16 protein-coding genes are annotated in these 22,382 nt (G+C 41.5%); 3 read left to right on the top strand and 13 right to left on the bottom strand.

The features are described 5' to 3' along the window. Positions 1-5 precede the first annotated feature (5 nt). Entirely contained in the window at positions 6-641 is a 636-nt protein-coding gene (locus DPF90_RS17220; protein ID WP_114787561.1) for a hypothetical protein, read from the bottom strand. A 276-nt stretch (positions 642-917) separates the two neighbouring features. Between DPF90_RS17220 and DPF90_RS17215 the strand changes: the two genes are divergently transcribed. Next, positions 918-2,234, top strand: coding sequence for a DUF3131 domain-containing protein (locus DPF90_RS17215; protein ID WP_114787560.1), 1,317 nt, complete (start codon positions 918-920; stop codon positions 2,232-2,234). On the opposite strand, the gene DPF90_RS17210 is transcribed toward DPF90_RS17215, so the two are convergent. The 7 genes from DPF90_RS17210 to DPF90_RS17180 form a co-directional block, all read right to left on the bottom strand. After that, positions 2,231-4,924, bottom strand: coding sequence for a glycoside hydrolase family 3 protein (locus tag DPF90_RS17210; RefSeq protein WP_114787559.1), 2,694 nt, complete (start codon positions 4,922-4,924; stop codon positions 2,231-2,233). The two genes, DPF90_RS17215 and DPF90_RS17210, sit on opposite strands and share 4 nt — an antisense overlap. A 323-nt stretch (positions 4,925-5,247) precedes the next feature. Continuing rightward, positions 5,248-5,445 carry a hypothetical protein gene (locus DPF90_RS17205; protein ID WP_114787558.1) on the bottom strand — a complete coding sequence of 66 codons (198 nt, stop codon included), beginning with the start codon at positions 5,443-5,445 and terminating at the stop codon, positions 5,248-5,250. A 188-nt stretch (positions 5,446-5,633) separates the two neighbouring features. After that, a complete protein-coding gene (locus DPF90_RS17200) occupies positions 5,634-6,110 on the bottom strand; it encodes a DUF2127 domain-containing protein (RefSeq protein WP_114787557.1) in 477 nt (158 codons plus the stop codon). A 122-nt stretch (positions 6,111-6,232) separates the two neighbouring features. Beyond that, positions 6,233-7,165 (bottom strand): VirK/YbjX family protein, encoded by a 933-nt coding sequence (locus tag DPF90_RS17195; protein ID WP_114787556.1) that lies wholly within the window; start codon positions 7,163-7,165, stop codon positions 6,233-6,235. A gap of 71 nt (positions 7,166-7,236) precedes the next feature. Then, positions 7,237-8,010, bottom strand: coding sequence for an outer membrane protein OmpV (ompV, locus tag DPF90_RS17190; RefSeq protein WP_114787555.1), 774 nt, complete (start codon positions 8,008-8,010; stop codon positions 7,237-7,239). Between the two features lie 82 nt (positions 8,011-8,092). After that, positions 8,093-9,400 (bottom strand): ATP-binding protein, encoded by a 1,308-nt coding sequence (locus tag DPF90_RS17185; RefSeq protein WP_114787554.1) that lies wholly within the window; start codon positions 9,398-9,400, stop codon positions 8,093-8,095. 17 nt (positions 9,401-9,417) lie between these two features. Continuing rightward, positions 9,418-10,134 carry a response regulator gene (locus tag DPF90_RS17180; RefSeq protein WP_114787553.1) on the bottom strand — a complete coding sequence of 239 codons (717 nt, stop codon included), beginning with the start codon at positions 10,132-10,134 and terminating at the stop codon, positions 9,418-9,420. A 250-nt stretch (positions 10,135-10,384) separates the two neighbouring features. On the opposite strand from DPF90_RS17180, the gene DPF90_RS17175 reads away from it, so the two are divergent. Then, positions 10,385-10,567, top strand: a complete 183-nt coding sequence (locus DPF90_RS17175) for a DUF2986 domain-containing protein (RefSeq protein WP_114787552.1) — start codon at positions 10,385-10,387, stop codon at positions 10,565-10,567. Here the strand turns inward: DPF90_RS17175 and DPF90_RS17170 are convergent. Beyond that, a complete protein-coding gene (locus DPF90_RS17170; protein WP_114787629.1) occupies positions 10,559-11,032 on the bottom strand; it encodes a LabA-like NYN domain-containing protein in 474 nt (157 codons plus the stop codon). The two genes, DPF90_RS17175 and DPF90_RS17170, sit on opposite strands and share 9 nt — an antisense overlap. A gap of 345 nt (positions 11,033-11,377) precedes the next feature. On the opposite strand from DPF90_RS17170, the gene DPF90_RS17165 reads away from it, so the two are divergent. Continuing rightward, a complete protein-coding gene (locus DPF90_RS17165) occupies positions 11,378-12,424 on the top strand; it encodes a GGDEF domain-containing protein (protein ID WP_114787551.1) in 1,047 nt (348 codons plus the stop codon). Here DPF90_RS17165 and DPF90_RS17160 read toward each other — a convergent pair. The 4 genes from DPF90_RS17160 to DPF90_RS17145 form a co-directional block, all read right to left on the bottom strand. Next, the gene (locus DPF90_RS17160; protein ID WP_114787550.1) at positions 12,421-13,086 is read right to left on the bottom strand and encodes a DUF2726 domain-containing protein; all 666 of its coding nucleotides are present in this window, start codon (positions 13,084-13,086) and stop codon (positions 12,421-12,423) included. The two genes, DPF90_RS17165 and DPF90_RS17160, sit on opposite strands and share 4 nt — an antisense overlap. 101 nt (positions 13,087-13,187) lie before the next feature. Then, positions 13,188-13,991 carry a hypothetical protein gene (locus DPF90_RS17155; protein ID WP_114787549.1) on the bottom strand — a complete coding sequence of 268 codons (804 nt, stop codon included), beginning with the start codon at positions 13,989-13,991 and terminating at the stop codon, positions 13,188-13,190. Between the two features lie 35 nt (positions 13,992-14,026). Beyond that, the gene (locus tag DPF90_RS17150; RefSeq protein WP_114787548.1) at positions 14,027-14,788 is read right to left on the bottom strand and encodes a substrate-binding periplasmic protein; all 762 of its coding nucleotides are present in this window, start codon (positions 14,786-14,788) and stop codon (positions 14,027-14,029) included. A gap of 146 nt (positions 14,789-14,934) precedes the next feature. Beyond that, a complete protein-coding gene (locus DPF90_RS17145; protein WP_205395202.1) occupies positions 14,935-22,374 on the bottom strand; it encodes a Calx-beta domain-containing protein in 7,440 nt (2,479 codons plus the stop codon). Between the last annotated feature and the right edge of the window lie 8 nt (positions 22,375-22,382).

Genomic DNA, 22,382 nt, shown 5'->3' with positions numbered 1-22,382 from the left:
CAGATCTATGTAAAATCAAACCTTTTACTGATTTCAAAACCAGTTGCTTCCTCTCTAAAACTCTCTTTGATAATCCAATTTATCGGACTTCTCACCCATTTCTGAGGGTCATTTTCAGGAAAGTAGTCCACAACCCTCAGCCCAACAACGTCGATATTAAGAGCCTGGCATACTGTTACGCATCGGTCAGCATGCCATGCTTGAGCAACAATCATTACTTTATCTAAGCATTGGCTATTAGATGCATACCTGGCTACATCTTCAGTACTCTGATAATCGGAGCTTATTATTGGAGTATGCCTAATATGACCCAGATGCGATGAAATTTCTTGCTGCGCAAAAACGTTAACTTTGGGTTGATGATAAACAATGTCATCAACAACAGCAGCTAAGACTTTATTCACACACTCACTAGCACCAAATGAAAATACTATAACCGCATTAGCATCCTCGGGCTCGCCAAAACATTCAAGCTTTAGCTGATGGGACAACAAGTAATATCGGATCTTTTGCATGTCAGCTTGGCTTAATTGGTAAGTGTCTGCACACGAATCTAACAGGCTATCAAGTCGATATGAAGAAATACTGTCTTCTCGGCTTTTGGGTTCCAAATTTGTTATAGAGTTGAACAACGCTGGCATAGCTTACACTTCCTAACCCTAGTTATACTTAATAAACGCCTTCGGGCCTAGCCAGTTTTTTTGTTGTTATAGAGTTAATCTTATCACAAATTACATATTTATTATTAACAATAAAGAGTACACAATAATCTAACTTTGTGGCTTGTGCCCTTTTAGATAAATAAACATGTATTATCATTAAATTACAGAATTCAAACCTTTATATTTTAACTTTTGACTCACTCATATCGATTGCAGAAATATTGTCGCTTACTCTATTGCTCTTCGTGCATACTCATGACCTCTATGCTGTATGCGCAGGAAGAAACAAGTTTCTATGGTCAAAGAAGCGTCGGCATACCTGCAGAAAGAACTGAGGAGCAGACGTGGTTCTACAGGCGATATATTGCCCCAGCAGTAAAGCCAGAAACACAAGAAATACCAGAAAACATTCACAATAAGAATGCCGTCAATTCATCTCAACAAGTCGAACAATATACTCTTTCTCGAAATGAGCTTTTGATCGCCAAGAAAGCTAATTACTATTTCGCGCGTAATCGTCGCGTGGAAACGGGGTTCTGGGATTCTGTACAAGGTTATAGTCATACAACTATGTGGGATCTAGCCAGCGGTATAGCTTCAGTTCTCGCGTCTGAAGCTCTAGGGTTGAAAACATCTCGACAGGCCCTTTATGAACTGCAAAAAATGCTCTCCACATTACTTGAAATACCTTTGTATGACGGTAAGCTCCCAAATCGTGAGTACAGTACCAAAACAGGGCAACCTACTGGCAAACTCAGCGATACCCCATCAAACGGCAATGGGTGGTCAGCACTAGATATTGGTCGATTGCTTATCTGGTTCAAAATACTCATTCAACAGCATCCTGACCTCGCGGATGATGTTTTTAAAATAACGAGTAAGTGGGACCTTTCTTTAGCAATCAACAATGGAACCCTTTTTGGCACAAAACTGTACAAAGGACGTGAGTACTATCGTCAGGAGGGGAGAAATGGATACCTGCAATACGCAGCTTATGGGTTCACTTTGTTTAATCACTCCGTTCCACTGCCTGATTTAAAAAAATATATATCGTATGTCGAAGTAGATGGATCGGAGATTGCCATTGATATTCGCAATGTACCCTTCCTAACCAGTGACCCATATGTCCTAGCGGGCTTAGAATATGGTGAAGACCCGACATGGAGTCAATTAAAGCAATTTTATCGACTACATAAAGATAAATGGCAACAGAATGGGGTTTTAACCAGTTATGCAGAAGATGCGATGAGCAAAAATCCTTGGTTTGCATATAATAATATTTTTTATTACGGTAAGCCATGGACGAGCGTAAGCCCAAGCGGTAAACCAATTGAAAACCCTCAAACTTTCAGTAATAAGGTAGCTTTCGGGTTTAGTGCTCTTTTTAACGACAGTTTTAGTCAGCAACTATTTAATAAAGTCCTTGAAGATAGTCTAAACCATAGGAGTATACCCACCGGAACCTATGCCAATAATGGTGCTAACTCATCTTACAATATCAATACTAATTCTATGATTTTAGTGGCTTTATGGTATAAAGCTAATGGCTTCAAGCCAATATTATCACCCTAAGTAGACTCAAACAGGTCACAACTCATAGTGTTTAAATCATCTTCACTTTCCTGATGGGGAACATATCTTATTTCACCAATATCGAAGCTGAAAGCTTCATCGGCATAGATCAGCAATGGTGTGTTGACATCAGAAAAATTGACTCCTTGATTCGCAAAACACTCTAAGGGTATGCGGATCGTTAGCCATTCTCCTTTATCACCATTACTCACTTGTTCAAGGAACTCTGAAATTGGAGCTATAGCACCACATGGGTAGACACAATGTGAGGCCAGTTTTAAAGATGAAGGGATAGCGCTACGAATTGAGATATCAAACTCGAGCTTTGATTTTGCAGCGAGGTAATCTCTCATATCAATCCCTTTTTTATCTGGAGTCTGGATATAAAACTGCATGGGGAACGTATTGCCAAATTTAATAGTCAAGGCATCATGTTGGTGTTTATAGTTTAACGGGCTAGACTCGGCGCTCCCTATTTGTGTTACCCTTTCTGTCGATAGTAGATGTTCCTTCCAATTAGTCATTTTCCCACTCATTTTGGGGATAAAGATATGTGTCGAGTTTCGACTAAAGAGCTCCATTGCTTCTGTTGGAATGGTAGTAACTTGACTCTGACCACATCCCCAATCTCTAGAATCCATAGCAAGGGTTAAATCATTAATCTTAGAGCCATTTGAGTAGTTCAAGCCGTAGCCATAACTAAACAATACGTTCGAGTCAGTGTATGGAGCCTCAAACTTTGGAGGGATATAGTCTGGGATTATTTCGCTAGGTTTATTAATTGCTGTCGCACATTTTTTATTTGGCCAAGAAAATGCAAGTCTTCCTGTAAAGTCATAGCCTTGATTGGAAAATAAAACATCAGTTATCCCTCTAGCTTCGGTTCCAGGGAGCCATGCGGCAACGAAGGCATCAGATAAATCAAGTTCTGGATTAATGTACATTGGCCGGCCAGAAAGCAAAATAGTCAATACTTTGAAGCCCTGACTTTTCAATTTAGAAATCAGTTTAAAATCGTCAAATTGTTGAGAACCTTGTTCAGAATAAGCCAGTGTCTGATGAGACTTAATATCACCGTGCATTTCTGCATATGGATCTTCACCAATAACTACTACAGCAATTGAATCTAAGGGAGCTTGGTCAATGGACGTAAAAACAGACTTGGTACCAACTTGCTTGTAAAAAGCTTCAAGAACCGTATCTCCATAAGCAAAGTCCTCTCTCTTATTATCTTTCCCTTGCCAAGAAAGAGTCCAACCTCCCGTCTGCTTTCTCATGTCATTGGCAGCGCTGCCTACAACTAAATATGGTTGATTTTCGACTTTAAGTGGAAGAAGACTCTGGCTGTTCTTAAGTAACACTAAGGATTCTCTGACTGCTCGACGAGCGAGGCGACGGTTCGAGTCCATACCCAGTATCAGTTGCTCTCCGGCAAGCTCGCGATATAGTGGCCTTGGTTTCTCCCATAAGCCAGCTCGCATTTTTACCCTCAAGATTCGCGTTACGGCGTCATTGATTCGTTCTTCGGTTATGACACCATTCTGCACCTGAGCGATAACATTTCGATAAAACCCTTTCCAATCTTTGTTATCCGTTACCATAAACAAATCGTTTCCAGCATTCACTGCTTTGGGACAATTTGAGGCTGTACAACCTGGAATTTCTCCATGTCCATTCCAGTCCGTTACAACAATTCCATCGAACCCCATCTTTCCCTTGAGCACTTCTTGAATCAAATATCGACTTCCATGAATCTTACCGAACGTATTATTATTTAAAAGATTAACATCTTCAGGATCTTCGCTTTGCCATGAGTTAAATGACGTCATTACAAGCTGAGCGCCAGCGTTCAGAGCAGCATAATAACCTTGAGCATCAATATTTCTCAGGTAATCCTCACTGTATTTATTGTTTCCTCTATCTTTGCCTTGATATGTTCCGCCATCTCCAATCCAATGTTTGACAGTGGCTAATACTTTCTTGTGAGAGCGCAATCCACTTGCATCACCTTGGAGCCCTCTCACAATTGCCGCACTATAATCAAAGGTAATATCTGAACTCTCAGAATAACCTTCATAAACGCGTCCCCATCGATAATCTCGTGGTATAGCTACCGTGGGTGCAAAGGTGATGTCTATTCCTGTAGCGGCAACTTCTAATGCAGTAACTTCACCAATTTTATGCAATAGGTCCGGATTATTAGCGGCACCTAAGCCAATATTATGAGGAAAAATAGTAGCCCCATAGACATTATTATGACCATGAACCGCGTCAGTGGCCCACATGAATGGAATTCTAAAACCTCGTCCAGAATATGCTTTATCTAACGCAAGCCAATACTTGTCTGCAAGCTCAACCCAATCCATAGATGAAGCATACTTATTATTGTTTGGCCAACTACCTCCACCATTGAGGATTGAACCTATTTTGTAGTATTGGGCTTCTTCGGGAGTTATCTGTTTTAGCTCGGGCATTATCATCTGACCGACTTTTTCTCCCAAAGTCATCTTTGAAACAATGTCTTTGATCCTAAGTTCAATGTATGGATCTTGCTTTATTTCACTATTTAGTTTTGGCCATGTTTTGTGATAAGTATCAGCAGACGACTCGTTACTTAGGGCTTTACCCGTAACTACATTCAATAAGACGCCAAATATCACAATAACAAGAAAATTAGTTGGTTTATCCATTATAGCCAAGCCTAACGTTATGTTTTTTCAATTATAGAATAATGATGAAATGATATAGCTTTGGGTTGAAATATATTTACCGACGTATAATTAATTCATGTCACTGTAGATAGTTCTGTTAAAATTTTGGTGTAACTAAAGAAATCATTATTGTCGACATTTAATACTTAGATGAAGATATTGACATTTAAGCAATAGCATAAAAAGTAAAAGAGTGCCGTAATTGCACTCTTTAATTTCTTAGATTAGGTAAAGTTTAACCTTTAGCGGTATGTCGTTTAAAATTGAACCGTCTAGACACAACGTATAGACTATAAACTCTATTAAGCCCCTGCATCTGCATTAGCGACTTTTAAATCCTCGTTGCGTTCAAACTCAACAAGCGAATAATCGTCATTGTTTTGAGCTACGGCATCTCGATACCCATCATAAGAACACTCTCCAATATCATTTCTCGGACATATAGAGACCTGATTTTTATCAATCATCTCTATCCCACAGTTCGGACAATATTTACTCATGAGACTTCTCCTGACGTTGTCTGCCTTGTACTGTACATACAGGCGTAAATCCTGCTAATAAAACTCTAACTGTTTTTGACTGTGAAGCCAGTCATCGTGCATTCAGGTTTACAGCTTTATACTCTTCATTACACTATTTACTGCATTTTATATGGGTTTTACAACATAAATATGACATTGAGCACAAATTAATTTTGTGCAGCAAAATTAGACTCGGGCTTACTATAAAGTGTCCTTGCTATATAAGCAATGATCCCCAAGTTTATTATGAGCAGTGTGATGCTAACCTTACTTGGATGATTAATTGCAGCATAGATTTCAAAGGGTATGTAGATAGCACAACTGATCAAGGCTAACCACTCAGTCCAACGAAACTCATTCCATAAGCCATAAGCCTCAATCCATCGAACCACAGTGTATAGAACAGCAATCATCATCAACAAGCTCATATTTAATTGGGGAACTCTCCTCGAGAGGTCAATGAGCATTTCAGAGATTGGGTGAACAGGATTAAGGTGAAAATGCTGAACAAGAAGCTCGGCTAATTGACGCAAATCTTTGCTCGGGAAAGCATATATTCCTAAGACAACGGCAAATGAAATGACGCCTTTTAGCGCCTCTACAATTGCAATGACCTTAAGGCCAGACCTAGTTTCAACCTGCATAAAGCTCACACCTCGAACAACATTTTGAGCATAACTTCAATGACAGTAACATGCTGGTTCAATATTAAGTGAAAACTATGTAAAGTTTTCGAAAAATATAAAAATAAAAAATACTTTTAAAACTAACATTCACTATTGATATGAATGGCCTGTATTCCGGATAACTGGCAGCACACCTCTTCTTTGACCTTATCTAACCAAGCGTATCGTTTGGTATACAGCCGGCGCTTATTCTTATTCAATGTGCTGGGATCCTTACGAATAGGGTTTAGCGGAATATCATACATATATTTTGATACTTGCTTTCCTCCGTACTCGCTCCATAGCTCACCGTATTGATAGCTGATGCTAGATCGCTTTGAGCCTGTATATCTAAGCGCCTGATAGACATGACCTTTATTGGTAATACCATAGAGAGTGTCAATCCTCCATTCTTTGGCAAGGATAAGCAAAACTTCTAACATCAAGGCTTTTGGTCTCAAGCCATGCATTCCTCGAGTCAACGACTTTATCACTTCTCCGCGATCGGTAATCTGTTCACTAGGTCCTTGCAAAGCACCAATATAAATCTCTCGCTTTGGGGTGGTTGATATATTGAACGCTAAAGTAAATAGGTCACGACCAATTGGATCAACTAATTTTAAGGCCAGAGAACCTTCTCTTTCAGGTCCTGAGCATAAGAACAAAGAACAATCGAGGATATCCATTAGCCTCCAGCCATCGCCAGTATAAAAGCAAGTGATATTGGAACCATACATCTGATACAAAGCTTGAAAGTGCTCATGGATCTTCACCGCCCTTTGGCGTGGACGCCAGTTTAAACAGACATATGGCTTTAGGGGTTTCTCAAAAATTCTAGGGTGATGCTCTTTTATGGGTTGAAACTTGGGTTGGTCAAACAATGTCTGCATCGTGCGCAAAACTGAAGGCTTCAGCATTGACCAGATACAAAAACGAGCATTGTAACGTAGCTTTTTAATGCCTTTAATGTCTGGATAAACGCTCTGTGCCACTTTAGGCAAAGACTGGATAAAATATATGTAATTCAGAAACATAAAATTCTATTAAACTCACGCAACGCAAGAAGCCTGACCGGATGGTCAGGCTTAAAGCTAAGAAATGAAAATTAGAAACTATAAGAGACCGTCGCTCCAACAAGCCACTGATTAGCGCTATCAACAATAGGCGAATCTGCAATTTCATCACCTAGGCGTGTGTAGGTCGTAGTTTGAGTCAACTGCCAGTTGTCGCTGATTGGCACAATAACTTTATAACCTACGTCATACGAGACATCACCTTTACCTGTGTATGCTTTACGCTTTTGGGTTGCTTCCTTGTCTTGCACACCAAAATAGTAATCAACATATTCTTTGCTCTGATATGAAACACCTGCAAATGGAACAAAGTCGGCTTTACCGATGGTTAAAGGCAAGAAATACTTTACTCCAGTTAGGTAACCGTCGTACGTGTCTACAACATCATGCTGATAATAAGTTGAGATAGTGCCTTGAGATAAGTGGAAGTCAGCATTGATACCAAGGTCTAAACTTAGATGGCGTTTATCCATACCTTTTAGAAAGTCTGAAGTATCTTTGTCGTACATAAGACCTGATGTACCCAAATACCCACTCAGGTTAACAACATCTCCCGTATTCCCAAAAAAACGGTAGTTAATACTCTGAAGTGTAACGTTAAGATCTTCTCCTTGATAACCGAAGTTAGCAAGTGGAGCTACATTATGCTTTTGACCTGTATATAGGTCGGTCATACCCGCTGCACCAAGCTCAGCAACCCAGCTGTTTTCTTTATTGTAAATGTTACCATTACGAATATACGAATCGCCCGCATAGGCAGCATTTGCCATTGTTATCGCTGTGATTATTAGAGTGAGCTTTTTCATCATTTTGTCCTCGTGTTAACTCATAATGAACACTGTACAAAACTATTAGGATTGTAAATATGATGAATTTGTCAGGCAATTGTCACAGATTGTCAGTCAAGTGCGACAAACGAGGAATGCGTATAGTAAATTTAGCCCCACCCAGTGAACTAGCGCCTACCCGAATGTTCCCGCCATGCCGGTCGATAATCAATTTAACGATCGCAAGACCAAGGCCAAAGCCGGTATTTGATTTGTTTCTTGAAGGGTCTGCACTATAAAAGGGTTTAAAAATAACACTCCACTGCTCTATTGGAATGCCTGGTCCATCGTCTTCTATGATAATGAATACCGCACCCTCGTCCTGATTAGCAGATAAGCGAATCTCCTGATCTACATAGCGCAACGCATTTGATAGAAGATTGTTGATAAGCCGCTTAGCGAGTGCGCTATCAGCATCAATTATCATAGTTTCTGGAACGTCCAATACAACCAGGTCACGATAATTATTAGGAAGCTTATTAATAAGATCCTCAATGTATCTCCGTAACGCTATCGGTTCAATATTAAGAATCGAGTCTGGTCTCTCCACTTTAGCGAAGTACAGTAACTCATCCACCATTTGCTCCATTTCTTCAGTATCTTCTATAATACTGGCAATTTTTTCATGCTGAACTCGAGTCAAGCTTTCATCCTGTAGCATCTCAGCTTGCCATTGAATTCGAAAAATAGGCGTTCTTAAATCATGAGCAATAGAGTTTGTCAAAGACCGATTACTGGTAATAAGGTCCGAAATCTTATCTGCCATGTAATTAAAGCTGTCATTCAAGGAACCGACCCGATAACGGCTTCCCGTGGGGGCTCGAGAATTGAAATTACCTTGTGCAAACTTGACCGTTGCCTCTTCAAGCACTCTTACTCTTCGACTAAGGAACCAAATGAATACGGACGTATATATGAAAAAACCGGCTAAAATAAACCCCCAAAGCAAGTCATCGTCAAATGCGATAGCTTTACGAAGACTCGACTCCACATCTGGTTTTACGCGATAGATAACATCTGGGGATGAAAGCATAAACCAAAATTCACGTTCATCATCATAAAACGTAAATAAGTGAGTTCTATCACCACTAAAGTAGTTTTTTACCTCAATAGGCGCTTTGGATATTGGATAAACGGTCAGGGTTTTAGCGGTTTGATTAATAAAATCTCGCAGAACATTCAATGCCTCCTTTTCTCCCTGGCTCTCAGAGATAGACATCAGCACTTCTCTAAATGCTGCACCCTCCAGATCCTCCAAAACATAGTCGTAATCAGTATTAATCTGATAAACGATAAATTCATATGCCATTAGACTCAAAGTAAAAAGCAATAACAAACCAGCGAATGCTTCTATATAAATTCTTCGCATACATACTCACTTTTTACTTACCAGCTATCGGGGACAAACAAGTAGCCTTTCCCTCTAACTGTAATGATTCGTTTCGGCGTAGCTGAACTATCACCTAGTTTCTTTCTTAAGGTAACAATCTTATTATCAATAGTGCGATCTAAACCATCATATTCAATACCTCTGAGCGCTTTGGTTAGCACGTCTCTCGATAGGACTTGGTCGGGCGAACTTGCCAAGATCCAAAGCAAGTCAAAGTCACTGTCTGACAGTGTGACTTGCTGATTATTCAACAGACAAATTTTGCGAGGTCTGTTTAAGGTCAGTTGTCCATAACACAGGAGATTTGCACTATTTGAGCCGCTGTCAGAAGAGACATCTACAGCTTCTCCGCGTCTCATCAGCATCCTTACTCTGGCCAACAATACCCTTGGTTTAACTGGTTTACTTACAAAGTCATCAGCACCTATTTCTAATGCCGCAACATGGTCAAAATCATCATCACTTGCGGTCAACATCAGTACTTTACCCATGTACTTTGACCTTATTTGCCTGCAAATGGTCAACCCGTCGGTTCCGGGCAACATAAGATCAAGTAATAAGATCGCAGGTTGATGTTCAACAATCGCCTCGATTGCACTGGTACCATCCTCAAATATTTTCACATCAAAATCATGTTTGATGAAATATTCTGCAAGCATTAAGCGCAGTTTTGCGTCATCTTCAACAATAAATAAAGATTGTAAAGGGCTCATCTACTACTCAACCAGAGTTCTTATTATGAAATGACCTAATAGTAGCGTAAACCTCAACAAAATACTGTATAAATAATGTACCATGACTCTACATTTTGAACAGCATTCAATTAGAGCGAGGGATCTTGATGATAATACAGACAAATGCCGCTGTGCGTCACTAGACGATTTTGGCTATACCACTTTCGGTTTTTAATGAAGTGAACAGCATTACGATTTTTGTTACTATACAATTGACCAAGGGGAAGTTATGAATCGAAAGAAAAAAATTAATCAAATATTAAAAGCGAAGCATAAAAAGAAAAATGCAAAGTTGCATAAAACTAATAAGCCTCGCTATGTGTCAAAAGCGGAACGAGCTACACTAGATACACAAGCAACGGAACCTTGTGAAAACAACACTCCCGATCAACCTTTAGATTCCCTAGAGTAACAGGTCATTGTCGATTGCAATGTAGCTATCACATGCATCGATAAGGGATTGCGCACAAAGCCCTGGAACTGCAAACACATCCACCTTAGTACCAAATCTTTGTTGTACTCGTTGCACTAAAATTTCAAAGTCACCATCACCGGATAGCAGTATTATTCTATCTACGGTGCTTGCTATTTCATAAACATCAAGTGCAATACCGACATCCCAGTCTCCTTTAGAACTGCCGTCTCGCCTTTGAATATAAGGCTTAAGTTTAACGTTGAAGCCTATTCCACGCAGAATATGGTGAAATTGCCTTTGCTTTGGATCTTGGGACGATATGGCATAAGCATTCGCCTCTAACACATGTCGACCTTGCGTCGCTATGTACCAAAACTGATTATAATCAAAATTCGACTGGTACTTATCTCTTGTTGTGTAGTAAATATTCTGAACATCGACAAAAATCGCCACTTTTTCCACTGAGGGCTCCGTGTTTACTTTCCATAACATTGCCAGAATTTTACCACTGATTTTCATCGATAAGCGAAATTAAAGATAATACTTCAGAATTAATTATTTACGTGAACCAAATTCCAATATAAGACAATTTTATAACGAATATCTGAAATACTAGTCTTTCTGAAAAAGTAAATAAAGCCTTATACTTCAACATCTTATTTTCATATAGTTTTCAGTTAGTTCCTAACAAACCCTAAGTAGTTACTATTGTGTGATCCTAGTTCAAGATAGTGCTTGATCCCCCATGTGAAAAGCATACTATTATTCGATATTCATATAAACATATATTCATACAAGGCTGATCTAATGGAGCTAGATATCTTCAACCCCTCTAGGCACTTGCGTCGCGCAGTCTTGTTCTGGCTCAGTGCTTTACTTGGCTCCCTCTGTCTGATAGGTGTAATAGTCAATGGTTTTTTTGATGATTACCCTCAAGTCGCATCTGCACAGGCATTTTTTTGCAGTTTCTCATGCTATGTCGCCTTTCATAGCTATCGAGGCAATACGTCACTCTTGCTATCTAATGGCTATATCTATTCTTTTATGAGCTTAATTTCCTTTAATACTTATATTTATTCAATAGATAATGGTGTCTTAGTCTGGAGCTTCCTTTACCCTGTGCTCTCATATCTCATATTAGGTAAGAGATACGGTATGATAGCGACTATGGTTGGTTTCGTAGCTCAATTCTGTCTAATAATCGACAAATGCATCCTTAGTGAGGGCAACATAATTTGGGAGCTTCCACTTAATTTCGTTACTGCTTACTTAAGTGTTTGGTTGGCCAGCCACGTGCTAGAGGTTAAAAGAAAAACCTCCGAAGCCTCGCTGGGTCAATTGGCTTCTCGTGATGCCTTAACAAGTGTGTATAACAGACATGCTCTAATTCATAATTTTGAGCGCTATCGACAGGAGAGCAAAAAGCTACCGTTATCACTGTTAGTATTAGATCTCGATTACTTTAAGCAAATCAATGATAAATATGGCCATGATGTGGGAGATAAAGTATTGGTGCAAACGGCCGCTCTGATTGACGGTTTATGTGATGAGCACCTAGTATATAGAATCGGTGGCGAGGAGTTTTGTATTGCACTTCATAACACTACGATTAAGAATGCCGTAAGTAAAGCAGAGGAAATTCGAATCGCCATAGAAAACCATACATTTAATACGCACGAGCAACCAATATTCCAAACAGCAAGTATTGGTATTTATCAATGCGATCTTTTTAACGACCTGGATAGTGTGCTCAGAAACGCCGACAAAGAACTATATAAAGCGAAGAAAAACGGGCGTAATCAGGTAATGGTATGTCACGAACATAAGGAGACTGTCTTGAGTGCTCTGAGCTAAGCGATATCATCTTCTTCGTCAAAAATGACATTGTAATTTTCTGTATACGTACATTGGGGCTGTCTACTGCAAGTAAAAAAGCGGCGGCCCTGAAAATCACCTTGTGTTGCTGTCTTGATGACCATAGGACTACCACAACGCTTACAGAAGCGCACTTCTTTCTCAGATTCAATCAAGTCAATGTGTGTCGCGAGTAACCGTCTCAAACGACTCACCTGATAGCTATGTTTAACTGAAGTACCAATAAGAGGAATACCAGAAGATTTACACACATGCATAAGGAGCTTTTGACGTTCGACTTTTCCCTTATCAAGTTCTCGGCCATCATCGAGCTCTATCGCAACTCGAACCTGTAAGGTTCTCGGGTCGCATACAACATAATCGAAATAACTTTTGGAGATACGATTATTGGCAATGAACCATTTCTTTTTGTTGGTTTCCAATGGGGCAATCACACTGGTCATGTTGACCTTAGACATAATAATACCGTGTTGTCCCACAGCGCTTAATAAAGCATTGTAAAACGCCATTTCTTTCATATTTAACAAAGCGCCTTTCTTCTTATAGTGACTGTCTTTTAGCTCATCTTGCTTCGCATAACGCTTTTGAACGAAAAAAAAGAATAACACCAGTAAACCAACAACGACAAAAACACTTTCCATAATCTGTTATACACTCTCCAACTGATGGGAAACAGTATGATACACTTTTGAGTTTATACGCTAACTTAGTAGATAAGTCAGTTTTTTAGGGCAATTCAACACTATTTGTGAGAGCTAGCTTTGGGTAAACTGAGATTTATAACAACCCTTTGGTCTGGGGTTATTCGTTCGTAAGTGCGCTGCCAATGCTTTTCAATAAGCTTTCCCATTAGACCGCTTGCTTTGGCCTGCTGCAACGCCTTTTCGATAACAGTTTGATAGCCAGCGGCTGATTCAGAAAGGTAAAAATAGAAGTCTTTATCATAGACAAGCATCAAGCGTTGTTCGATAGCAAGATGGTTATTTTGCTCGGCTTCATCAACAATTTCAGTCATTCCCCTAGGAAAATAATTGACCTCACCATCAGAACTTATTTTCGAGTATAGTGTTCTCCACTCTCCATCTTCGACATGAACAGGCAATTGATTCATTTTCCACACATCTATGTCATACCAGTTCATACCAAGTCCTGCCACCATTTTAGACTGCTGAAGGTCTTTTAGGTTATTAATCGTATCGAACTCGTTTTGAAGTTCAGGCGGGATAAGTAGAATTCGTTTACCTATCATTCCATTCGTTAAGGGGACTCTGACTGGTATGTATTTTTGATTGCGCTGCTCCGTACCGATTAACCAAGTCAAAGAAAGCTGCCCGGCTTCAACCATCTTCACTGCGCGTTTTTGTGGTATGTGTTCCATAGGCGTATTAATTGTGACATTGTAACCGGCATCAGTTAAGGCAGTATGTAAAAGGTCATGATAGAACTTGTGGCCGCCATCTTGCTGAGAAGGTAATGTGAGTGTCATCTTTTCTTGTGCAACTACGGACTGGCAGAATATGAATAATACGATTACTAACTGATGCATGTACCCTTCCTTATGGAGAAAATTATCTTATTCAGCTATTTGTATTTAGCTACGATCTCCTGGTATTGAGACTGTCCTGACTCATTTTTCTTATCTTTGACTGCATCTATACCAAGCTGCAGTTTTTCAACTAGTTTATCATCTACTTCTTTATTGAACGCGTAGTATAATTCACCATCACTTAACACAAACACAGGCTCATAATCATCAGTATTATAACCTTTTTTCTTTAACCACCATTTTGCTACATTTTCTTCATATGCCCATATGTCAATACGGTCTTTGGCGAGTTGATCGGCAATATTTTCTGGTAGAGATGCTTCATACATACCATCTCGAGGGACCCCGAGCTCTAACATCAACTGTTCACCTACATCATCACGTATTACACCAATTCTGTATTGGACGAAATCTAATGCAGCTTTAACTTTGATACCGCGCGATTTCTTGGCCAACGCAACAATCCGTGTACTGCTTAGTGGTCCTACCCATTTAAACAAATGCTCACGAAGCCGTGTACGGGTAGTTGCGAATAAAACTGCATCGGGTTTTATTAATGTTGTGCGATAAGCTCTTGCCCATGGCTGAACTTCAATATCATCCAATGTCAGATCGACGCCCTGCGATTTTGCTGCAGCAATGAGCAAATCAATCGAGATACCCTTTTTTTGTCCATCTTGAGTGTAATTATAAGGCGGGTATTCTTCCGTAAGAAAACGAAGTTCATCCAATTCAACAGAGCTAACAGGAAAAGGTAGCAAGACCAAGGCAAGTGATAATCTCAGTAATGATTTCATAGCGACCATAAACTAATAGAGGTTTGTGTTTATTAGTAAACTGTAGAGCTGTATCTACCATTCGTCTACATTGAGAAGCCATGCATGTATATTATGCTGGAAGCAGGACAAATCACGAGTATTAAAAAAGGCCTTTCGGCCTTTTTTTATTCGTGTGTCATCATGAGTTCACTTAGTAAACTAGTCAAGTCGGTACCTGTCACACTACCCGAGCTTAGATCAAGTCCACTGAATTGATCTACCACATTTTCCAATTTGATTGACTGGTGCTGGCCACTATCTCGTTGAATGACTAGCTCAATATCATTGTTGTCAACATTGGCAGATATATCAGAAAGAAGATCATCTATAGTTTCACTTCCTACCAACAAATCTGAAACGTTAATTTTGTCTTCGGAAACGTGGAAATCAGTGATGACATCTTTACCTCCATCAATATCGCTTCCTTTCCAAACAAACTGGTCTTGGCCAGATCCACCCGTTAATATGTCATCACCCTGCCCACCAATTAATATATCATCACCTTGGCCACCGAGAAGGATGTCATCTCCAGCGCCACCATCTAGAGTGTCATCACCACCTTGACCATACAAGATGTCATCGCCCAAACCACCCTGCAAAATATCGTTTTGATCATTCTGGCGTGAAACATCAAAGTTACTGTAGTTTTGACGTACAAAACTACTTATGTTTTCGCTAGATACATCGGCTAGGGGATCACTCGTTTCTGCAGAAACATACTTCTGGAGAGCAGAAATACCCTGTCCATCAATACTGTCAAAATTGATTAGGTCACCGAATAAGATATCATTGCCATCACCACCAATAATCTCATCCTGTCCTTGGTTTAAAGCAACTTCCTGACCAAGAATCGTCTCAGCTAATCTATCTACGTTGATATTGGATACAACCGTCCCATCCGAATCATACTCAGACAAGGTTGCGGCATTAATACTATCTCCAATACCAATAGCTTCAATGGAAGACATGAGTAGCAAAACTTGATACATGTGGTGAGTATGTATAGTGATCGAATTACTATCACTATATCTAAGCCCATTTGAGTGAGTTAGATTACCCAAGGTCGAACCCGTCAATGGTGATTTAACAGCACCAGAACCAGAAACGAGCTCTTGTCCTTTATATATCACCGAAGTACCAAGCTGATAGTCGGATGGTAAAATATCATCCAAGGTGACGACCTCCTTATTGGAGGCATCGAAGTCTAAAACCACTTCGTCAAATCGATTTTCATCCAATTTATGTTTATGGATATAGTTGGGGTTGCCATCGGTAATAAAATAGGTGATGTTCTCAGCTTGCTCATTTGTATTTGCATCAAACCATTCGATTGTTGCATTAAAGCTGGCTTCATAATTAGTGTAGCCGCTACCTGAATCCTCAATGTCACTCAATTGCGAAATGAAATCAGTTAGCGCACTCGGTGAATTCAAGTCGACTGAAATGACCACTCCCGTACTAGTAGCGAACTCAGTTAAAAGCATATTCACTTTGCCAGTGTTAGGCCCTGAGTTAACAGTATTGTATAGTTGTTCAAACACCTCAATAATTTCCGACTTCGCTGTTGCAACACTATTTCGCATACTACCCGAAGTATCGAGGACAAAAGCAATATTATAATCCTGACCTGCTATAATCTGAATTCCCTGTACATCCCCGACAATCAAATCATGAGTATCGCTTCCTTCAATAACATCATGTCCATGAGAACCAGATTTCATTGCATAACCGACGGGGTCAGGTAGTACATGCAGGTTAATGAACTGGCTTACGGATTCTGAAGTTGCAGGTGCATTGTCTTGCGCTGTTGCAATTAACTCAAGTGGATAGTCACCTTCATCCAATACGTAAACCTCAAGCCCGGTTAAATCATCAGTCCACGCTGATAAATCAACACTGTTTTTTCCATCCTCAGTTGCAAGCACACGAATAGAGTGACCATTACCATCACGAATGATGGAACCCTCAGGTAAGCCATTTAGCAAAAGTGAAAGCGTTTCTGACCCATCAGTATCGTTTAAGCTTACCGCAATCTCACTTAATGAGATGTAGCTGTCCTCGAGCCCTACATTATTGGCTTTCTCAAGTTTAATATCGTCTAGCAATGCACCGTAGCTATTTGAAGACGTCTCAGACTCAAAGACGATTTTATAACTGCCGCTCGACGGCGTCTGAAAGTTTATATTCTCTTTATGCCAAGTTAGACTCTGTTTGTCTGTGTAATCAAATAAGACTTCGCGTGTCCCATTTTCATCTTCAAGAAATACCGTCATAGGAGAGTCGTTTACTCTGCGAGCGACAACATCAAAAGACAATGTGTAGAATTGATCCGCCTCTGCACTGAATTCCGTAAACAGTTGATCATCACCACGACGTCCTTCTAGTTCGTACAATTGGTTGTCACCATCTGAAGCACCACCTCGATAGACGCTTTCCTTACCAACCTCATTATACTGTCCGGGATTATCAGTACCCCAAGTACCCAACACTCCATCTGCCTGGGTCAGCTCGCTGGACGTCACATCACCACGCCACGAACGATTAGACAAATCGATGGAATCAAAGGTATTCAATGAGATGACTTCTGGCTCAGATACAGTAACTGTAGGAGCGTCGGTTTGAGCATCAACTTGAACATTGATATCATGCTCTTCAATCAACTCATTATCGGCGGTGTACCCCTGTACCTTAAGTACAAAGTTTTCATCACTGTTGTTAGGTGGTGTTATGGTAAGTTGTTGTAACTGCTGTAATGTTAACTTCGCCTCTCCATTGGATACAGAAATCGGATTATTGCCCGATGTTAACACTGCGCCTGGCGGTATTTCACTCACTACTATTTTATCAACTGAACTGCCTTGAGGAAGGCTAATATTGAGAGCGATATTACTGTCTTCAGTGCCCGAAGAACGTTGTTGTACAGACAAATCAGGAACTTCACTCACGGCAATAATAGTGGTGGCGATATCTGAATTTTGGCCATAAGAATCGGTCACGTAAAACTTTATTTCACGATCCGTTTCATCAGGGTTTTCGCTGATATTCTGATATTTAATCCCTTGCAAGAAGGCTTCAAACTCGGCAGCAGAAGCGCCATCGAGGGCATCACTCGTAATAAGGAGACTCAGACCAGAGGCAGTACTGCTTTGGCTAACTGTAAACCCGGCCATAGGCAACCAAGTAAGCTGGTCTCCCTCATGACGCTGATTTAGTGAAACATGCATAGAATGGAGGGTATCTTTATCATCAAAGATGTTAGCGTCTGTATCTGCAACAGCAATCGGACCATCACCTTCTGTAAAGTCAGTGATAAAGTCTATATTGGTGTCTTGCTTGGCGATTTTGACAATAAGATCATTGTAGTCATTGTCATCACGTGCATGATCTACTTGATCATCGAAGTAAATGATAGTATCACCGTTATCATCAAGGGTAGTCCTCATTAGTGAAGCTTCATCATGACTTAACAGTACTTTGGCATTGTCCTGAATGCTGCCATTGATCATCAATCGACCATCAGAGTTAACCTCAAAAGTTGCGTCCGATGATACACTATCAACTAGCCTCGCCCCGTCAGCAATAAGGAAGTATTCAACGTTGTCCAAGCTGTCAAGAGAAGCAAGCACAGGTTCAAAACCATCTTGGCGAGTGTCATGCGAGTCAGACATCAAAACTTGCAGCTGCTGAATATCAGACGCTGGATCGTAAACATAATAACCGAAGACATTACTATAACCTGCATCTTCACTGACAAATTCAACCTGGTATTGGCTACCGTCTAAATCTATTAATGGCTTTTCATTATCTTCAATAGTGGCTTTAGCACTTATCTGGTTTGACTGATGTTCAGTACTTGCCGCCAGCAAAAACGTCTCATTATTTTCTGAAACTTCATCATCAACCGTGTGAACTGAAACAGAAAAGTCGCTCTCACCTGCTGGCAAGTTAAACTGGAATAAACCGTTCTGAATTGAAACAACCTGCGATTGTTCAGGATCTCCGTAAGATACTGTGACAGCGCTTCCATTATAGTCTTCTGGTGAAGATGCTGTTCTTTCTTTTAACTCGAGCGCTATAGATGTATCTGAGGTACTTTGACTTGAAAGTGCAACATTAAAGATGGCATCACTGCCCTCAGCCACGGTACCTTCACTGACACTTATTACGACTGGGCGGTCATCATCTAACCCTGTGCGACCATCATCGCTGATGGTTGATACTTTGGAATCCAAGCCCTGAGCACCTTCCACTCCGCTCACGACCAACGCAAAACTCTCTGCTCCCTCATAAATAGGTTGAGCATTATCATCTGCGGTGTGCACTGTCACACGAACCTGAGTCACTCCAGCAGGTATAACAAGGTCGCCATTATCAGCAATTGAAATAGACTGCCAGCCTTGCCCATCGTGATAGGCCGCATCCATATTACTGATATCAGACGCATCCGTTTCTGAATGAGACACCAATAGGTTCACCGTCACCGCTTGCGCTGTATTTTTGCTTAGCGACACCGTAAACTCTGCGCCAGAGCCCTCACTCACATCGCCTCCTCCCGAGACCGACACGAGAGGGATATCGACGTTATTAATCACACCAGACGCATTTTCTCCTCCAACAACCAAGGTGTAATCTTCAGCATGCTCATACACACCATCCAGCACGGTTGGGATCACAATAGAGAATGCATTGATACCGACAGGCACTACTAATTGTTGATGAACCGCATCATAAGTAACGCCATGTGTAAACACCGCTTGACTCAAATCAACATCTGCATTGTCAGCAGTATCTGTGTCAGGTTGACCAAACGTCACGCTGTATCGTGTTTCTTGAAGGACGCCTTCCTCCAAACTCACCTGATAAACAAGGTTGTCCCCTTCGGTCACCGTCTCGTCAAGCATCGACACCGAACTCACCGCCACATCTTGAGGAAGCGGGTTCACCACTACCGATACCGTCGCCTCAGAGTAACCACCTTTGTCGTCTGTGATCACATAGTCAAAGCTGGTTTCACCGACAAAGCTGTCTTCCAAGTCGATATAAACAACACCATTTTCAATGCGTGCTTGCGCATTATTCACATCAGACACATGAGTAATGCGAATGTTGTCACCATTAGGGTCAACATCATTACCCAGCAACTCAGTTACCGGGATCTCTAAAACCTCACCTTGGTTGGCCGCATAAGAGCCCTCTCCCGACGCTTTAAAACCAGTTAAGAAATAATCTGAGGAGTCGCTACCACGCGCTGGAGTATTGGTGAAGTCAAGCGCTTCAAAGACGACCGTATCAAAAGCAACCCCACCTAAATCTTCTTCATCAAAATGGTAAGTGCCTCGGTTATTGCTCTCATTCGCCACGAAGGTGCCACTGGCAACAGGGTTATCGCCAAGATAAGCCACCCATTTGCCTTGCTCGTGATTTTCTCTCCCGCCTTCATTTTTATACAAGTTCGAGATTTCAAAACTGAATTCTGTTGCAGGCTTGTCCAATGAAACGGTCAGCTGCTCTGACTCCCCATCTTCTCGGTTATATTGGATCTGAGCCCCTGGTCCTCCGTTTTCATCACCAGATACGCCGCGTTTTACACCGCCTTCGGTGATGGTTTTCTCTTGACCTTGATAACTCGCACTAACACTCACCCCATCGTGTGACCAAGAACTTGAGTTAAACGTGCCTAATGCAACATCAAAAGCAACGGGGTCATCGGCTGCGATAGGCGCAGTGTTTCCTTCAACGAGCGTCACCGTGTGCTCATCACTGTGGTTGCCATCACTGTCCACCGCACGATAGTCAAATGTATCGCTGGAAGAGGCTTCTAAATAACGAAGCTCCCAGTTACCCGGCCCCTCAGTGGTGACAATAACAGACTCAATTTCTCGTCCCTCTGGGGCATCAATGGTGGCCACATGGAACAAATCTGTATTGCCCGACGTGTCTTTGGTCACCGGGACGTCAATCACTGAACCATCGTCTAATACCGCCTGCACAACCGCAGTCGTTTCATTACGATGGCCTTCTTCAAACCATCCGCCCAATCCATCTAGACCAACTTCAATTGAGGTTGAAGGGCGGTCACTCAAGTCAATGGTGATGGTTTCACCCTGCTGTATACCACCATCGTCACCAACACCGAGTCCATACCCAATATGGCTGGCCCCTGCAAAGTACTGAGTAAGTGGCTGACTCGCAGAGGTAATAGTAATTGCATCGCCATTATCAAACTGCATCACCCGCTGAGCTGGGTTGCCTTCAACTGCTTCACCCCAATTTAGGAACGTGCTTTGGCTTGCATTGCCATCCATGCCTTCTGGTGTTTGCTTAACACCAAGCACAAATCCTGTTGATTCGCTGTCATTTTCGTAACGAATAAGGTTTGGATCACTAAAGACGGTGCCTTGCTGAAGGACCTCCCCGTTGGCTGAAAATGTCGTAACATCACTGGCGTCAATCAACTGATTATCGTAGTAGAGCTGCCCTGATTGAGGGAGCTCAGTGATCACCACACCCACCGGCGTGTTGCTTGCATCATCTTCATCATCTGAAATATGGTCTTGCGCGACGTCATGGCTATCGAAGAAAATACCTGCGTGACCATTGGCATCCAATGCCACACTAAAGTCTTCTGCTTGAGGAGGATTATCAGCAAAATCCAGAATCGTTGCACTGGCGCTCGTTGAAGTTCCTAGTACTGTATTTTGCCCTGCCGCTACGGAGAGAGTGAAGCTCTCATCACCTTCATATGCCGTATCCTGCGCCGTCACTACCCTTACATTGACCGAATCAGAGCCGGCAGGCACTAAAATTTCACCAGACACTGGCACATCCTGCCATACTCCGTTCGTATCTTGGTATTGATAAGCAGCGATATCTTGAGCTGAGGTATCACCTTGCTCCAAAGTCAGTACAAAGGAAACCTCAGAGGTTGCTGTGTTTGAGAGTAGAACAGTGAAGTGCGCCGTATCACCTTCTGCAATCTCTCCCCCTCCTGTAATGGAAACAGCTGGGCGGTCTGAATTATCGGTAATCGTACCTGCGCCTGAATCGGTGACATCAAAATTCTCACCGCCCACCGTTGCTGTCGCTCGAGCGTCTAGRTTAAAGGTTTCTGACCCTTCAAAAATCGTATCATCTGAAGTTTGTACCGACACCTTAATGTCACTGGCATTACCCGGTATGGTGTACGAACCATCACCATTGGCTGCGGCGTTAAAGCTGGTCTCTCCCACCTTATAAGTCACACTCAATGGGTTCGAAGCAAAATCTGCTAACTCAGCGCTTTGTCCATCAACATCGATCGTGAATTCATAACGAACGTCACCATCCACTTCATTCGACAGAGCCACATCAAACARCGCTGCCTGTCCTTCTACGACCGTCTCTGTGCTGACCGACAAGGTTGGCGTGTCGGCATTGTTCATGCCGTCGCGGTCATCGGTAATCGTACCTGCGCCTGAATCGGTGACATCAAAACTCTCACCGCCCACCGTTGCTGTCGCTCGAGCGTCTAGGTTAAAGGTTTCTGACCCTTCAAAAATCGTATCATCTGAAGTTTGTACCGACACCTTAATGT

Source organism: Vibrio tetraodonis (assembly GCF_003350295.1).
In the GTDB taxonomy this organism is placed as follows: domain Bacteria; phylum Pseudomonadota; class Gammaproteobacteria; order Enterobacterales; family Vibrionaceae; genus Vibrio; species Vibrio tetraodonis.
This window is presented reverse-complemented; position numbering and strand designations above follow the sequence as displayed.

Excerpts from the sequence above, each read along its gene's own strand:
- DPF90_RS17165 (WP_114787551.1), top strand. The coding sequence starts at position 11,378 with ATGGAGCTAGATATCTTCAACCCCTCTAGGCACTTGCGTCGCGCAGTC.
- DPF90_RS17175 (WP_114787552.1), top strand. The coding sequence starts at position 10,385 with ATGAATCGAAAGAAAAAAATTAATCAAATATTAAAAGCGAAGCATAAA.
- DPF90_RS17155 (WP_114787549.1), bottom strand. The coding sequence starts at position 13,991 with ATGCATCAGTTAGTAATCGTATTATTCATATTCTGCCAGTCCGTAGTT.
- DPF90_RS17210 (WP_114787559.1), bottom strand. The coding sequence starts at position 4,924 with ATGGATAAACCAACTAATTTTCTTGTTATTGTGATATTTGGCGTCTTA.
- DPF90_RS17185 (WP_114787554.1), bottom strand. The coding sequence starts at position 9,400 with ATGCGAAGAATTTATATAGAAGCATTCGCTGGTTTGTTATTGCTTTTT.
- DPF90_RS17200 (WP_114787557.1), bottom strand. The coding sequence starts at position 6,110 with ATGCAGGTTGAAACTAGGTCTGGCCTTAAGGTCATTGCAATTGTAGAG.
- DPF90_RS17220 (WP_114787561.1), bottom strand. The coding sequence starts at position 641 with ATGCCAGCGTTGTTCAACTCTATAACAAATTTGGAACCCAAAAGCCGA.
- DPF90_RS17205 (WP_114787558.1), bottom strand. The coding sequence starts at position 5,445 with ATGAGTAAATATTGTCCGAACTGTGGGATAGAGATGATTGATAAAAAT.
- DPF90_RS17160 (WP_114787550.1), bottom strand. The coding sequence starts at position 13,086 with ATGGAAAGTGTTTTTGTCGTTGTTGGTTTACTGGTGTTATTCTTTTTT.
- DPF90_RS17215 (WP_114787560.1), top strand. The coding sequence starts at position 918 with ATGACCTCTATGCTGTATGCGCAGGAAGAAACAAGTTTCTATGGTCAA.
- ompV (WP_114787555.1), bottom strand. The coding sequence starts at position 8,010 with ATGAAAAAGCTCACTCTAATAATCACAGCGATAACAATGGCAAATGCT.
- DPF90_RS17180 (WP_114787553.1), bottom strand. The coding sequence starts at position 10,134 with ATGAGCCCTTTACAATCTTTATTTATTGTTGAAGATGACGCAAAACTG.
- DPF90_RS17195 (WP_114787556.1), bottom strand. The coding sequence starts at position 7,165 with ATGTTTCTGAATTACATATATTTTATCCAGTCTTTGCCTAAAGTGGCA.
- DPF90_RS17150 (WP_114787548.1), bottom strand. The coding sequence starts at position 14,788 with ATGAAATCATTACTGAGATTATCACTTGCCTTGGTCTTGCTACCTTTT.